Raw genomic sequence first — 13,156 nt, 5'->3', positions numbered from 1 at the left:
AAAAAAATAAAAACAAATATTAATCAAATAAATTTTAATTCCATTATATATAGACACTATACAATTAAAACGCGCAATACTTCATACGGTAATGTTTTCTCTATATCTGTATTTTAATGGTAATTTTCTGGCGGAGAGAGTGGGATTCGAACCCACGGTACGCTATTAACGTACACACGCTTTCCAAGCGTGCGCCTTAAGCCGCTCGGCCATCTCTCCTGTCGAGCGAGTTGGCTTTTAGCGCGGGTTCCTTTCCTCTGCAAGAGGCTTTCGGGCATTTTTAACAAATTTTTTGATTAAATCGTGAGACTTATAGCCTATACGTTCTTCAACACCCGATGAGACATCCACAGCAGAGGCCGAGCTTTCCTGAATTGCTATTGCCACATTATCTGGCGTTAAGCCGCCTGCTAACATCCAGAAGCCAGGCGCAACCCACCCTTGGGTTATACTCCAATCAAAGCTCCGCCCTATGCCTCCGGGCAATGAATCAGAAGATAATGTCTTCGCTTCAATAACAAAACCATTACACGCCATGTCAGTGGGCAAATCGCTCGCATACGCCACCCCTCTAGAGTGCCACACACAGCGGTTAAATTGACTTTGAATATCCTGTGCGCGCTCTGCGCTATCATAAATTTGTAAAATATCAAGATCAATTATATTTAAAACCTGAGCAATTTCTTGATCATTTGCTTTAACAAATAATCCAACCAATTTTGGTCTTTTTAAAGATTTATCCGCGTATAAATCTGCAATATCTTGCAATTCTTTTATAGAAATATAACGAGGTGAGGGAGCATAAAAAACAAGACCAATCCAATCAACTTTCAACTCCATACAAAGCTGAACCGTTGATATATCACGGACGCCACAAATTTTTATGCCCACCATCACATCTTACCCTTTACGCTGACTGTAGCTCATCCTGAATGGCACGGGCTGCTGCTGTAGGGTTTTCAGATCGGGTAATGGGGCGCCCCACAACAATCCAGTCCGCGCCTGCACGTGCAGCATCCGTCGGTGTCATAATCCTTTTCTGATCATCAGAGGCAGAACCTGCTGGACGAATACCCGGCACAACTAATGTTGGTTTATGACCCAACGCTTGCCGCAAAAGTGTAATCTCCTTGGAAGAACAGACTAGACCATCCGCACCTGAAGAAATTGCCATTTTGCCTAAGCGAAGAACCTGATCGTCAACAGAGCCCACGACACCAATTTCATGCAGAGCGTTTTCATCCATGCTCGTTAATACCGTCACAGCCAGAAGAATTGGGCGCTCTGAACTATTAGGATAAGCGATTTCCAGTGCTTCTCGCGCACGTTCAATCATGGCGCGCCCACCAGACGCATGAATAGTTAACAGTTTAGGATGAATTTGTCCCAAAGAGGACAAACCACCCGCAACTGTATTGGGAATATCATGGAGCTTGAGGTCCAAAAACAATGGATGCTTTTGCGAAAATTCCTTAACAGCCTCAAAGCCACAAGCGTACGTAAATTCTAGCCCCAATTTTAATGCATCGACATGCCTTGAAAGTTGATGAGCCCAATTATTAGCCTGCTGAATACTTTGCGTGTCTAGAGCAGCAATAAGGCGTGTTTTGTGAGACATGATTTTCTACAACTCAGCTTTTAGCAGTAGGGGTAGACGAGGAGGCGGGGGATGCAGGATTTTGTTGCAAGCGGTCCAGTCGCTGGTGCAACTCAATTAATTGACCTTCAAGAGAACGTACCTGCTGTTCAGATCTCCGTGCACGGGAGCGCTGCCGTAATTCGCCAATCCAGCCGACAACAAAACCAATAAAAACACCCAAAAGGCCAACGCCCAATGCAAGCGTACCAATGGCCAACTTCCACCCTAGGAAGAAAAACCAGATATCTTGCTCCATTGGGTTACTCAATGCGAAGATAACCAATGGAGCAAGAAAAATGATGAGAAGAAGAATTCTGAGCATAGCGTAACGTCCTATCCCGTGAACGGATCAAAGGGCAACCAGAATGTATGATCACACATCATTCTGAGCATATGGCATAAAAGCCTCAAAAACATAGATGTTGCGTCAATGCTGGAAGCATGATGCTAAAAATATCTCCGTGTCGCAGTGGGATCACAGCTAAAGTTCCACACGATAGTAGAAAAAAGATATCATGACATTGGAGCAATACAGCGAAGTTCGGCTAGTCAAAATGAGAACTTCATGAGAATAACATAGAGAGAAAAGTTGCTCACAGAAGGCAGTCCTATCTCAAGATAGAAGTGTCAGAATATTTTTTGAGCCGTATAAGAAGGTAGAGCTTTAAAGATGAACGAACATGCTTACAGCGATACATTGCCTGGCGCCCAACAGAAAGCGCCCTTATCATCTCTCAAAAATGTCCTCATTATAGGCTCGCAGTACCTTCAACGCCTCAGCATTGACATTCATAATACACCTGCTGTTTTTCAAGGACTTCCTCCTCAACTGCACCTAGGCCTCATTGTAGATGTTACAGCGCGCCAGGTGTCAGATGAACAAAGCGGCTTTGAGGTAAGTCTTGTCATTCGTGCCCAAGGAATGCGAACAGCACCGAGTGAAACAGACCCCAGTCCAGAACTCGTTTATGATATTGCCATGTCGTACGCAGGCCTGTTTGGTTTTAATACATCCATGGAGCGGACACAGGCAGAGCAAGCCTTGCTTGTTGATGCCCCGCATCATCTATTCCCCGCTGCGCGTACAGTGCTCCTGAATACCATTCGTGAAGCCGGTTTCCCGACACTTAATCTACAACCCATTGATTTTGAAGTTCTTTGGAAAACACGCCGCGCCTAAGACTGCGCATTATTATCTCTCCTTCTTGTCTGCCATGTAGGGGTCAATCATTATGAGCCTTCAGGATTATATCCTCGCTTCTCCTGCTTTCTCACGGAAGCGGCCTCCATTATGGGGTAAATTTGATGCGACATGGTATGGCACCCAGTACAAACACCTCCTTCTCGAAAATAAGGGAGAAGGTGAGGTAGACCTTAGTGACGAAGCACTAGAAAAGCACTGGCTCGAAAAAGGTGCGAAACTTGGCCTGTCTCCCAATCCTTTTTTTGACGAAGAATGGTACCTCAAAGAAAACCCGGACATACGTGAAGGCGTGCAGCTCGGGATTTTTGACTGTGGTTTCCTGCATTATTGTGAAAGCGGCTTCTTAAGCCGCTCTCCACACTGGCTATTCTCAGAAAAAGGATATTTTTTACATAACCCCGATATTAGCCAGCACATATTAGGCGAACAAGGGTTCTGTAATGGTTATGACCACTATCTATCTGTAGGGGATCGTGAGGAACGTAAACCACACCCTCTTTTTGATCCTGCCATTTTTAGAGCAGCCAGCATTCCTAAAGGACACAGATACGATTTTGACCGTAGCGCTTTCAGTCAATTCATTGAGACACCAGCAGCGGGAAAACGCAGATGCTCATGGTACTTTGACCCTGATTGGTACATTGAACGATACCCGAATGTAACGGATGCTATTGAGCATAAAATTTATCTCAATCCCCTACATCATTATCTCACAAATGGTGACCCCGAAGCTTTTGATCCTAATCCGTGGTTTAGTGAAGCGGATTACGCACGACGCTACCCAGATGTCGCTGCCATTGTAAAAGGCGGCGGCTTCCGCAACACCTACGAACATTTTTTACGCTTTGGTATACGCGAACTCCGCATTCCTAAAGATGGCGTTGATTTAGCCGTATTTTCTCAGGAACCCGGTATCCAAAGACGCCTACGGACCTCTGCTAGTCGTGACTTATTTATATTATGGGTCCAAAATCAAAGCGCACCTATAGCACAGAGCACGACGGAATCTGCTGCGCCGCAGCAATACCAACACCTCGGGCTACGACGCCCTGAGACCCTAATTCCATCGATTGTACGCTCCCCGTTAACGTTTAAACCCGGGCCGAAACCAGCACTCACTGCTGTCATTTCAACGTGTAATCAATTCCGTGAAACGCTCTCCACACTCACTACGCTTCATGCAAACACAAATGGCGCCATTGAAGTCATTCTTGTTGATGGTGACTCAATTGATGAAACCAACAATATCCATCGATTAATACATGGCATAAAAGTTGTCCGCCGCCCTCCATCTGAAAATGCTTTCCAACGCTTATATCATGGCGTTTCGTTAGCATCTTCTCCAGTAGTGTTGCTTGCCCCTCCAGGCGCTGAACTCTTTCCCCTTGCCCTAAAGGGAATGGCATCACTTTTCCGTGCCTCAGATGTGTGGATGGCTGGCGGCCAATCACTAGGATACAACGCCTCTATACTGGAGGCCGGAACTATTATCTGGCGTGACGGCTCTTATTTGCCCTATGGACAAGGACTGCGGGCGAATGAGCCAACAGTTGCGTTTCGTCGCTATGTTGATGCGATCACCGTTGGTCCTCTATTATGCCGCCGCACAAAATTTTTAGATCATGCACAGCCTGATGCACCAATTGTAGGTTATAATGCACATATTCTGTCGCTCTGCTTAGCTATGAGGCAGGCCAATGGGCGCATTATTTATGACCCTGCATTCCTAAGTCGCAATCCACAGGTTGAAAGTATTAATCCTGAGTTCGACCTGCGCAATCGTACATGGTTACGGCGTCGCTATGCTCCTTTGCTCTCACGCTCTTCTATTGCTGGAACATCTCCCGAGCGAGCCCGCCTCGCCACCGGCACGCCGACCGTCCTGTTCATTTGTGATCGTATTCCAAGACCAGAATTAGGAACACCGTATCTTCGCTACTTTGATATCATTTCAGGACTAAACGCCTCCGGTCACCATGTAGTGCTCTATCCACTCTTTGGTGATATTCCCGATTTGGTCGCTCGGGCACTTAACTTTCCCCCTGAAGTTGAGATTATGGAGGACATGGACCTCTCTGAACTCGGCTCTTTCATTGCGTCCCGTGCAGGCTCTTTTGATTACGTCTGGATTAATAGAAGCCCTGTCTTACACCGGGTTTCCAACATTCTTATTGAACACGCACAATCGTTACCCGACTTAGGCTTCATTTTTGACCTCAATGGCAGCGGCGCAGCAGAACCCTATATGCGACGCCGCGTTGGCGCCGTTGACGATAAAGAAGCCAAATTCGATGACCTCGAACGCGAAGTGGAAGCAACGTGGGCCTGTCAAGCATTGGTGGCCAGTTATGCTGAAGAAGCAGAAGATCTACGTCAATTAGGGTACGGTAATATTGTAACCTTACCAAACCGCGCCCCTATTACACCCACAGCGTACCCTGACTTCCACGCGCGGTCTGGGCTTCTCTTCCTCTTGCCTATTCATAATACAGGAGATGCTGTACATGATGGCTTAAATTGGTTCATGCACGACGTCCTGCCTCTTTTGGAGCAAGCTTTACCCAAAGATGTCACCATCCTTTTGGCTGGCCACTACGGTGAAGGCGTTGATCTTACGGATTATATTTCTTCGAGCCGAGTTGAAGGACTGCCTGATTTCGTAGATCGTGAAGCGCTCTTACGTTCACGACGGCTCTTGATAGATCCAACTCGTGTTTCCAGTATTGTACCACACGAAGTTTTAGATGCAGCCGCACATGGCCTTCCAGCCGTTCTTACAGACACAGTCCTTCAGCAAATCGGCTGGCAAGATGGCGTAGAAACACAATCAGGCGGCTTTTGTGACCCACAGCGTTTTGCTGATGCCATTATAGCCCTTTATCAAAACGAAAATATTTGGACAGAATACGCAACTCGAGCGTTTCAAGCGGTCCATAACCCAGAAGCGCAAAAACAGTTTATGGATGCGTTGAACACCATTATGGACATGGCATCAGGCCGTAGCCCCATACCCGTTCCCGATATTGCGCCACGCCTGATTAGCCAATCAGCACATTCTGTTATATTCAAACCCGCACCACTGCGCCTTCAACCGCACACGACCACTGCGGATGCCTCTGAAGCCTTATCTCTCAACACAGATGATGATGAGGAGGAGGATGCACCAGCGGCAGGCGCTTTCACCCCTCGTTTGGGCATTTCTCTTCCTAATCAGGACCGTTAATTCATGTCTTCTTCCACAGTTTTACCTTCTGTATTGGCTCATATCGATGATACGCTGGACCAATCCATTGAACGGCTGTGCACTCTTTTGCGTATTCCAAGCGTGTCCACTCAGCCTAACCATGCAGAAGATTGTCGCCATGCTGCAAACTGGCTAAAAGACACGCTCACAGATTTGGGAATGGATGCCGCACTGCACGAAGTGCAATGGGCCGCTCCCGGTCACCCTATGGTTGTAGGCCATGCTCCAAAACATTCTAATAAGCCGCATGTGTTATTCTACGGTCATTATGATGTTCAACCAACAGACCCAGACCATCTCTGGAACGCCCCTGCATTTGAACCGCGCATCGTAGAAGAAGCTTCCGGCCGCAAGGTCCTCGTCGCGCGCGGGGCCAGTGACGATAAAGGTCAGGTCATGACCTTTCTGGAAGCCTGCCGTGCATGGAAAGCGATTCATGGCGAACTGCCCATCACAGTAAGCGTACTTTTAGAAGGTGAAGAAGAATGTGGAGGGGCCAACCTCCTGCCATTCCTCAAAAAACATGCTGATGACCTGAAAGCTGATGTCGTTCTCGTCTGTGATACAGCTATGGCAGACCGAAAAACACCAGGTATTACAACATCGCTTCGCGGCTTAATGGCAGAAGAAATCCGTATTGAATGTGCTAGTCATGATTTGCACTCAGGCATCTACGGTAATGCTGCGGCCAACCCCATTGCTGTTTTGTGCCAAATTCTAGCTGATTTGCGTGCGGATGACGGTAGTGTAACGCTGCCCGGTTTCTATGATGGTGTTTGTGACCCCTCAGAAGAGGTACGAGCGCGCTGGAAACAGATTTTCCCAGATGATTCAGCGCTCCTAGAAGAGGCCGGCTTATCAATGGCCGCAGGTGAGAAGGGCTATACAGCCGTCGAGCAAACATGGTGCCGCCCCAGTTGCGAAATCAACGGTATTTCCGGTGGTTATGAAGGGGAGGGCTTCAAAACAGTGCTTCCCGCAGTAGCCATGGCAAAAGTATCTTTCCGCTTGGTGCCTGGTCAAGATCCAGAACGTCTGCGTGATATTTTTAGAAAATTCGTCCAAGCACGCTTACCAAAAGACGCAAAAGTCACTTTCACATCACATGGTGGCTCCACGGGCTTTGCAGTCTCTGAAAAAAGTACATTCCTAAAACCTGCTTTGGAAGCTCTGACGGATGAATGGAACGTACCTGCGGCGACTGTCGGCTCTGGCGGCTCTATCCCTGTCGCTGGAGAAGTACACGAAGCACTCGGGCTGGATACCCTCTTAATCGGCTTCGCCCAATCAGATGATCGTATCCATTCACCCAATGAGCAATACGGTCTCGACTCATTTCATAAAGGCACACGGTCATGGGCACGTCTTCTCGCACGTTTTGCTGAGCTCTCATGACGACGCGACCTCTTGCTTTAACGTTAGGGGACCCTGCAGGCATAGGGCCTGAGCTAACCGTATCTGCATGGGAAGCACTCAGACTGAGTGAACATTGTTTTTTTTGGTTGGGTGATCCAGCCTTATTAAACAATGTTATTCCCACGGAAATGATCAGCTCACCCGCAGAAGCAAGGCGTGTCTTTTCACACGCCTTGCCAGTACTCCCCACACTCTGCTCAGCCCCCGTAGAACCGGGAAAACCAAGCGCTTGTAACGCTGAAACCATTATCAGTAGCATTCAAAATGCTGCTCAGCTTTCTCTTTCTGGGGAAGCTGCAGGTGTCGTTACAAACCCTATTGCCAAGCATATTTTGGCTCAGAGCGGTTTTCCACACCCTGGGCACACGGAGTTCTTGGCAGAAATATGTTCTGCGCCGGGACATGAAATTATGATGTTGGCATCACCTGAACTCAGGGTAATACCCGTCACAATTCATGTCTCACTACAAACCGCAATTCAAACCCTCACTACAGAGCGCATTGTAAATGTTACCCGTATCACGCACCATGCACTGATCCGTGATTTCGGAATTCATCATCCCCGCCTAGCAATCGCCGGCCTTAATCCACATGCAGGAGAAGCCGGTCTGATGGGAGATGAAGAGCAAACTATCATAACTCCTGCGATTGATATTCTGCGTGCGCAGGGCATTGACGCACAGGGGCCATACCCACCGGATACAATGTTCAGCGCCACAGCACGCACACGCTACGATGCCGCAATCTGTATGTACCATGACCAAGGCCTCATACCGCTAAAAACATTGGATATGGCGCAAGGTGTAAACATTACACTTGGCTTACCCATTGTTCGAACGTCGCCCGATCACGGTACAGCTTTTGATATTGCACGTCCTCTTGATCGCACTGTGAGAGCAGCAGATGCACGTAGCCTTATCGCAGCCATTCGTACAGCATCAACAATGGTACAACATAGGAAAGGTAACGCCGTATGATACGCCTTGGTGTTAATGTGGATCATGTTGCTACTATCCGAAACGCGCGTGGTGGAGAGCACCCTGATCCCGTAAGCGCTGCACAAACAGCGCTCCAAAATGGTGCGGATGGAATTACAGCGCATCTGCGTGAGGACCGCCGCCACATTAGAGATGCAGATATGATGCGCTTGCGCGCACTGCCGGCGCCATTAAACTTTGAAATGGCCGCGACAGAAGAAATGATCACTCTCGCTTGCGCGCTCCGACCACACGCGTGCTGTCTTGTCCCAGAAAAACGCGAAGAGGTCACCACTGAAGGCGGGCTTAATGTCGTGGGCCAGCGCGTCATGCTAGAGCCTATGATCACGCGCTTAAAAGAGGCGGGCATACGGGTATCGTTATTTATTGACCCCGATGAAAACCAAATCCGCGCATCGGCACAACTCGGCGTACCAGTTGTTGAGCTACATACTGGTGCATATGCCCATGGTGGTGCAGGGGAGTTAGAGCGCCTTTTTAACGCCGCAGATCTCGTTAATGAATGCGGAATAGAACTTCATGCAGGGCATGGCCTTACATACGATAATGTGCAGCCCATCCGTACACTCCCCGGACTGAGGGAGCTTAACATCGGACATTTTCTGATTGGGCAATCTGTTTTTGAGGGGCTTGGCGGTGCTATCCGACATATGAAAGCACTCATGAACCCAGTTCTCTCCGAATAAGAACATAAGCGGCCTTTTATACCAAAAGGCCGCTATGCAGTCTTATTTCGCCGGTTGAATCAGAGGCTTGGTTTTATCGTCCGAAAACTTAGGCACAAAAGCCCCGGACTGGTTTGAATATGTTGCACTCGTGCTTTGTGGCGGTGTAGCCGGGGGGTGGAAGGCTGAAACTGGCCCAAATGGCCCTGCATCAACACGACGCATCGTTGATTCACGCTGCCGCGCACAACCACGAGTTATGATCGAGCAAATACCATCTTGGCCGATATATTCATCATCATTGCCCGTATAATGCACCTCAGAAACGCGATCATGATCAAGACGCAAAACCATTCGACATGATGTACCACCACCACCAAAAGCCGATTGATACATTTTGATCATTGATTGCGCCGGAATGAACCCAGAGTCTGAAAGCGTTGGGATAGGCTGTGTCCCATCATATTGCCAGATTTCTGTCGTATCGTTGAGCTTCTTTGTGCTACCTGGCAGACCTGCGCACGCCTGAAGGTCATAGCTGGTCATGCCAACCATTTCGAGCTGTGCTTTATGTGCATTTCGTGAATCAAAATACCCACACCCAGACAGCCCAACCAACGCAGCAAGCGCAGTCATGGTAAAAAATGGAGCCTGACGCATTATCTCTCCTGAACACGTAAAAATTTCACAACGAACCGACACATAAGCTCCACTTAGGCGCAAGCTCATGATCACAGTACCAAAGAGCTTAACATATGACAGGCGCAGAGGTTCAAGAAAGATTGACGGTTCCCCTAACCCCACTGCTTGGGCTACATGGCGTACGACCACCTCAACAAGAGGGACTTTTATAAACTGTCCTTCTGCCATTTTTCATAGACGCGCTCTGACTTTTGATAGTGAGACGTGACCACGTACAGGAGCAATCATGGCTGAACTCACTGCATCTGAGGTGACACGCCTCCAGACCACACTGCAACGCCTTCTGGGCTCTCCCAAATTAACGGTCAATAAGCCCGCTCGTAAGGGGATGAGTGTTGAGATTTCTGTCGCTGGTGAGGTTATTGGCACCGTCCATCGCGACGAAGATGAAGGCGAAATCTCTTACGCCATTCATATGACACTCTTGGAAGAAGACCTGCCGCCAGCCTAAGGCAGCGTCACGCCTGCCGCAAATTATGCGGCAGGTCGATACCGGTCACTTTCCAACCCCAATGCTCAAAAGTCAGATGTAGTGTGTACGTTGTCTGTACATCAGGCTTAAACATCACATTAAAATGACGTATCCCAACAAAACGAAGACTGAGCAAACGCCATGGAAAGCAGGTGCCTTCATCATGCCTTTCCTTAAGGAAAGGAGCACCTTGTTCAATCACCGCAAGAAGTACCAACGGCGTTAAAGATTTTTCGATCACATGAGCTGCTGCTGCCGTTGCAAAAGAATGACCAAAACTTGGCAGATCATCGTCTTCTGGCGAATTTTGTTGGTCGCTTAACGTATCACGTAGTGAATAGGAGAGGGCGCTCCAGTCAACATGCCGCTGTAAACATTGAGCATCATGCCGCAGGATCGCGTCCTGCAACATCCATAGCGTTATCAATGGAGAGACAGCATAGGCTGCCAGTGATAACATTACGCAGATCATAGCTATGCGTTTTTTCAATGACCAAATGCGCTTGACGGATATCCGTTTGTTCGCAAAGAACGGAGCAAGGGCAACACTCATGGCTGTCTCCGCAGGGTCAAAAATCATTATGATTTTATATCAAAATAGCCCGTTTCTCTGCCATAAGTCAGCTACTATCTTGAGGACATCATGTTAAATTTTACAGATGTCGAACTAGAACGTTATGCGCGCCACATTCTCGTTCCCAATATCGGTGCCATAGGGCAGTCACGTTGCCGTGATGCTTCTGTTTTGATCATCGGTCTTGGTGGACTTGGCGCTCCTTTAGCCCAACAGCTTGCAGCATCCGGTATTGGTCGTATTGGCCTTGTTGATGATGATCATATTGATCTTAGCAACCTTCAACGACAGATTTTGTATGATACGTCGTCGATTGGCTCTCTCAAAACCGATATCGCTCAAAAAAAGCTCACAGCCCTAAACCCACATATCCGCATAGAAACACACGCAATGCGTGCAACAACGGATGTTTTAGAGCAACTTGTGCCTTCTTATGATCTTATTTGCGATGGAACCGATAATTTTCGTACCCGTTTTGCCATATCAGATGCCTGTGTGCGCCACGGTAAAACGTTCGTATCAGGTGCTGTACAAGGTTTAAGTGGGCAGGTGGCCACGTTCCGCCCGCAGTATCAAGGGCCCTGTTACCGCTGCCTTTTCCCCGATGCCGATGAAAACGAAACACTTAACTGCTCACGTGCCGGAGTTTTAGGGCCTGCGACGAGTGTCATCGGTAGCCTGATGGCCGTAGAAACCTTGAGGGAAATCATGCAACTGACCTCAAATACGCCAGCACACACCGTTGTGACCTCATGGGATGCACTTCAAAATAGGTTCCGTCGTTTTGAGCTCACACGCAGCCCGGATTGCTCAGCACATTCTGAAAATAACCAAGCGGCACTGAAATAATGTCAAAACCTCTTTATATCAGCCTGGCAGATAACTCATGGCAACGGGCTCATTATGCCTTTGTTCTCGCCGCTAGCGCTTTATCTATTGGTCGCCCAGTGACACTATTCGCAGGTGGTTTGAGTGTTTTTTCATTAACGCATAAGTGGTCAAATTTGATCAATATCATTCCAGACCATGTATTGATCGATCGCAATGTAGCCAGTTTACAAGAATTACGCGACGCATGCTTAGAAATGGGCGGAGTCTTTTTGGCCTGTGAAGCCGGTATGGCACTGGCCCAAATAACGCCGGAAGATTTGATTGAGGGCACAGAAGCAAGTGGCATGATACGTTTTTTGGCTGAAATTGGCGATAATTCTATGATCGTCGTATAGGTTTTTTTCTGGTATTCACTTTTAACAATGCTGTTGCACAATTTGGTGTCTTGCCGAAACGCTGAAGGATTGGCAGGGATGCGGGTCATGGAGATGACGGTAACCTTGATGAAGACCACTACCACACGCAGCCTGCTCATGGCTGGCCTCGCGGGTCTTGTTTTTACATCACAAGCCCATGCTGCCCATCATCGGCATCATCACCATAAACCCCTAACATCTGACGGTGCAGTACCATCTGCTACGCATATTCACGCCGTAACAGATGGCACAAAACATCATAAGCATCATCAACGCGCTCACACCGCACTGACGAAACCAGTTGCTGCGGCTGCCGCAACTGGCGCGGCAACCGCAGCGCTAGTGCATTCAGATACAGCAGGCGCCAGTACACCAGACCAACCACAAGCCACGCCAGACCTATCTCAACCCAGCGATGATAAGGGAAGTAACACCGGCTTACCTCTTCCACGCTTTGCCGCTTTGCGTGCCGATAAGGTCTATCTCCGGAGAGGGCCGGGCGATCGTTATCCCATCGATTGGGTTTATCATCGCCGAGGCCTACCTGTTGAGATCGAACGTGAGTTCGATGTTTGGCGCCTCATTGAAGATTCAGACGGTGTAAAAGGCTGGGTTCACCAAGCCACATTGTTTGGTAGCAGAACATTCGTCATTCCCGGACTTTCGACGCAGGGCAATACAGCCCAGCCAAATGAAGCGAGTGAACGAGAAGGAGACCATGTCGGCCGTGCAGATGCACGTGTGCTCGGCTACGTCACCAATCAGAATGATGCCCGGTTACAGAAAGACGGTGCTCTCCTTATGAGCCGTGCCGATGATGACAGTGATGTCGTCGCGGTGCTGAAACCAGGCACGGTAGGTAATATTAGAACCTGCCCAACCGCCACGCAGTGGTGCCATGTTGTCGTTAAAGGATACGCAGGATGGTTGCCACGGCGTTCCCTCTGGGGACTTCTCCCCGGAGAGACGATACAGTCCAATTGAATGTATAAGCA

14 protein-coding genes and 1 tRNA gene are annotated in these 13,156 nt (G+C 48.5%); 9 read left to right on the top strand and 6 right to left on the bottom strand.

Annotated elements, in window-relative coordinates; all coding sequences use genetic code 11:
* Nucleotides 1-128: 128 nt before the first annotated feature.
* From KB213_RS06860 to KB213_RS06845, 4 genes are all read right to left on the bottom strand, one after another.
* A tRNA-Ser gene (locus KB213_RS06860) sits at nt 129-219 on the bottom strand.
* Nucleotides 220-237: 18 nt separating this feature from the next.
* Nucleotides 238-894 carry a phosphoribosylanthranilate isomerase gene (locus KB213_RS06855; RefSeq protein ID WP_211681522.1) on the bottom strand — a complete coding sequence of 219 codons (657 nt, stop codon included), beginning with the start codon at nt 892-894 and terminating at the stop codon, nt 238-240.
* A gap of 13 nt (nt 895-907) precedes the next feature.
* Entirely contained in the window at nt 908-1,618 is a 711-nt protein-coding gene (gene pyrF, locus KB213_RS06850) for an orotidine-5'-phosphate decarboxylase (protein ID WP_211681520.1), read from the bottom strand.
* A gap of 13 nt (nt 1,619-1,631) precedes the next feature.
* Nucleotides 1,632-1,961 carry a lipopolysaccharide assembly protein LapA domain-containing protein gene (locus tag KB213_RS06845; RefSeq protein WP_211681518.1) on the bottom strand — a complete coding sequence of 110 codons (330 nt, stop codon included), beginning with the start codon at nt 1,959-1,961 and terminating at the stop codon, nt 1,632-1,634.
* A 348-nt stretch (nt 1,962-2,309) separates the two neighbouring features.
* Here KB213_RS06845 and KB213_RS06840 point away from each other — a divergent pair, with 348 nt between their 5' ends.
* The 5 genes from KB213_RS06840 to KB213_RS06820 are packed head-to-tail and all read left to right on the top strand — an operon-like array spanning nt 2,310 to nt 9,187.
* Nucleotides 2,310-2,819, top strand: coding sequence for a protein-export chaperone SecB (locus KB213_RS06840; RefSeq protein ID WP_211681516.1), 510 nt, complete (start codon nt 2,310-2,312; stop codon nt 2,817-2,819).
* A 52-nt stretch (nt 2,820-2,871) separates the two neighbouring features.
* On the top strand, nt 2,872-6,066 hold the full coding sequence (locus KB213_RS06835) for a glycosyltransferase (protein WP_211681514.1): 3,195 nt from the start codon (nt 2,872-2,874) through the stop codon (nt 6,064-6,066).
* Between the two features lie 3 nt (nt 6,067-6,069).
* On the top strand, nt 6,070-7,482 hold the full coding sequence (locus KB213_RS06830) for a M20/M25/M40 family metallo-hydrolase (protein ID WP_211681512.1): 1,413 nt from the start codon (nt 6,070-6,072) through the stop codon (nt 7,480-7,482).
* Nucleotides 7,479-8,480 (top strand): 4-hydroxythreonine-4-phosphate dehydrogenase PdxA, encoded by a 1,002-nt coding sequence (gene pdxA / locus KB213_RS06825; RefSeq protein ID WP_211681510.1) that lies wholly within the window; start codon nt 7,479-7,481, stop codon nt 8,478-8,480. Before KB213_RS06830 ends, pdxA begins: the two co-directional genes overlap by 4 nt.
* On the top strand, nt 8,477-9,187 hold the full coding sequence (locus KB213_RS06820; protein ID WP_211681508.1) for a pyridoxine 5'-phosphate synthase: 711 nt from the start codon (nt 8,477-8,479) through the stop codon (nt 9,185-9,187). Before pdxA ends, KB213_RS06820 begins: the two co-directional genes overlap by 4 nt.
* A gap of 42 nt (nt 9,188-9,229) precedes the next feature.
* On the opposite strand, the gene KB213_RS06815 is transcribed toward KB213_RS06820, so the two are convergent.
* A complete protein-coding gene (locus tag KB213_RS06815) occupies nt 9,230-9,826 on the bottom strand; it encodes a hypothetical protein (RefSeq protein WP_211681506.1) in 597 nt (198 codons plus the stop codon).
* 268 nt (nt 9,827-10,094) lie between these two features.
* Between KB213_RS06815 and KB213_RS06810 the strand changes: the two genes are divergently transcribed.
* Nucleotides 10,095-10,319, top strand: coding sequence for a DUF3126 family protein (locus KB213_RS06810; protein WP_068168502.1), 225 nt, complete (start codon nt 10,095-10,097; stop codon nt 10,317-10,319).
* A 7-nt stretch (nt 10,320-10,326) separates the two neighbouring features.
* Here KB213_RS06810 and KB213_RS06805 read toward each other — a convergent pair whose 3' ends face one another.
* A complete protein-coding gene (locus tag KB213_RS06805; protein WP_211681503.1) occupies nt 10,327-10,893 on the bottom strand; it encodes a DUF2939 domain-containing protein in 567 nt (188 codons plus the stop codon).
* A 90-nt stretch (nt 10,894-10,983) separates the two neighbouring features.
* On the opposite strand from KB213_RS06805, the gene KB213_RS06800 reads away from it, so the two are divergent.
* The 3 genes from KB213_RS06800 to KB213_RS06790 all read left to right on the top strand — a co-directional run bounded on the left by KB213_RS06800 (nt 10,984) and on the right by KB213_RS06790 (nt 13,145).
* Nucleotides 10,984-11,763 (top strand): HesA/MoeB/ThiF family protein, encoded by a 780-nt coding sequence (locus KB213_RS06800; RefSeq protein WP_249110307.1) that lies wholly within the window; start codon nt 10,984-10,986, stop codon nt 11,761-11,763.
* Nucleotides 11,763-12,140, top strand: coding sequence for a DsrE/DsrF/DrsH-like family protein (locus tag KB213_RS06795; protein ID WP_211681501.1), 378 nt, complete (start codon nt 11,763-11,765; stop codon nt 12,138-12,140). Before KB213_RS06800 ends, KB213_RS06795 begins: the two co-directional genes overlap by 1 nt.
* A gap of 108 nt (nt 12,141-12,248) precedes the next feature.
* Entirely contained in the window at nt 12,249-13,145 is an 897-nt protein-coding gene (locus KB213_RS06790) for an SH3 domain-containing protein (protein WP_249110306.1), read from the top strand.
* Nucleotides 13,146-13,156 lie beyond the last annotated feature (11 nt).

The organism is Neokomagataea anthophila, assembly GCF_018122595.1.
In the GTDB taxonomy this organism is placed as follows: Bacteria; Pseudomonadota; Alphaproteobacteria; order Acetobacterales; family Acetobacteraceae; genus Gluconobacter; species Gluconobacter anthophilus.
Note: the sequence above shows the minus strand (reverse complement) of the source record. Positions and strands in the feature narration are given on the sequence as shown.

Bases quoted from the DNA above. Each gene is read 5' to 3' on its own strand.
- KB213_RS06805 (WP_211681503.1), bottom strand. From the start codon at position 10,893: ATGAGTGTTGCCCTTGCTCCGTTCTTTGCGAACAAACGGATATCCGTC.
- pdxA (WP_211681510.1), top strand. From the start codon at position 7,479: ATGACGACGCGACCTCTTGCTTTAACGTTAGGGGACCCTGCAGGCATA.
- KB213_RS06835 (WP_211681514.1), top strand. From the start codon at position 2,872: ATGAGCCTTCAGGATTATATCCTCGCTTCTCCTGCTTTCTCACGGAAG.
- pyrF (WP_211681520.1), bottom strand. From the start codon at position 1,618: ATGTCTCACAAAACACGCCTTATTGCTGCTCTAGACACGCAAAGTATT.
- KB213_RS06845 (WP_211681518.1), bottom strand. From the start codon at position 1,961: ATGCTCAGAATTCTTCTTCTCATCATTTTTCTTGCTCCATTGGTTATC.
- KB213_RS06840 (WP_211681516.1), top strand. From the start codon at position 2,310: ATGAACGAACATGCTTACAGCGATACATTGCCTGGCGCCCAACAGAAA.
- KB213_RS06820 (WP_211681508.1), top strand. From the start codon at position 8,477: ATGATACGCCTTGGTGTTAATGTGGATCATGTTGCTACTATCCGAAAC.
- KB213_RS06790 (WP_249110306.1), top strand. From the start codon at position 12,249: ATGAAGACCACTACCACACGCAGCCTGCTCATGGCTGGCCTCGCGGGT.
- KB213_RS06810 (WP_068168502.1), top strand. From the start codon at position 10,095: ATGGCTGAACTCACTGCATCTGAGGTGACACGCCTCCAGACCACACTG.
- KB213_RS06800 (WP_249110307.1), top strand. From the start codon at position 10,984: ATGTTAAATTTTACAGATGTCGAACTAGAACGTTATGCGCGCCACATT.
- KB213_RS06795 (WP_211681501.1), top strand. From the start codon at position 11,763: ATGTCAAAACCTCTTTATATCAGCCTGGCAGATAACTCATGGCAACGG.
- KB213_RS06830 (WP_211681512.1), top strand. From the start codon at position 6,070: ATGTCTTCTTCCACAGTTTTACCTTCTGTATTGGCTCATATCGATGAT.
- KB213_RS06815 (WP_211681506.1), bottom strand. From the start codon at position 9,826: ATGCGTCAGGCTCCATTTTTTACCATGACTGCGCTTGCTGCGTTGGTT.
- KB213_RS06855 (WP_211681522.1), bottom strand. From the start codon at position 894: ATGGTGGGCATAAAAATTTGTGGCGTCCGTGATATATCAACGGTTCAG.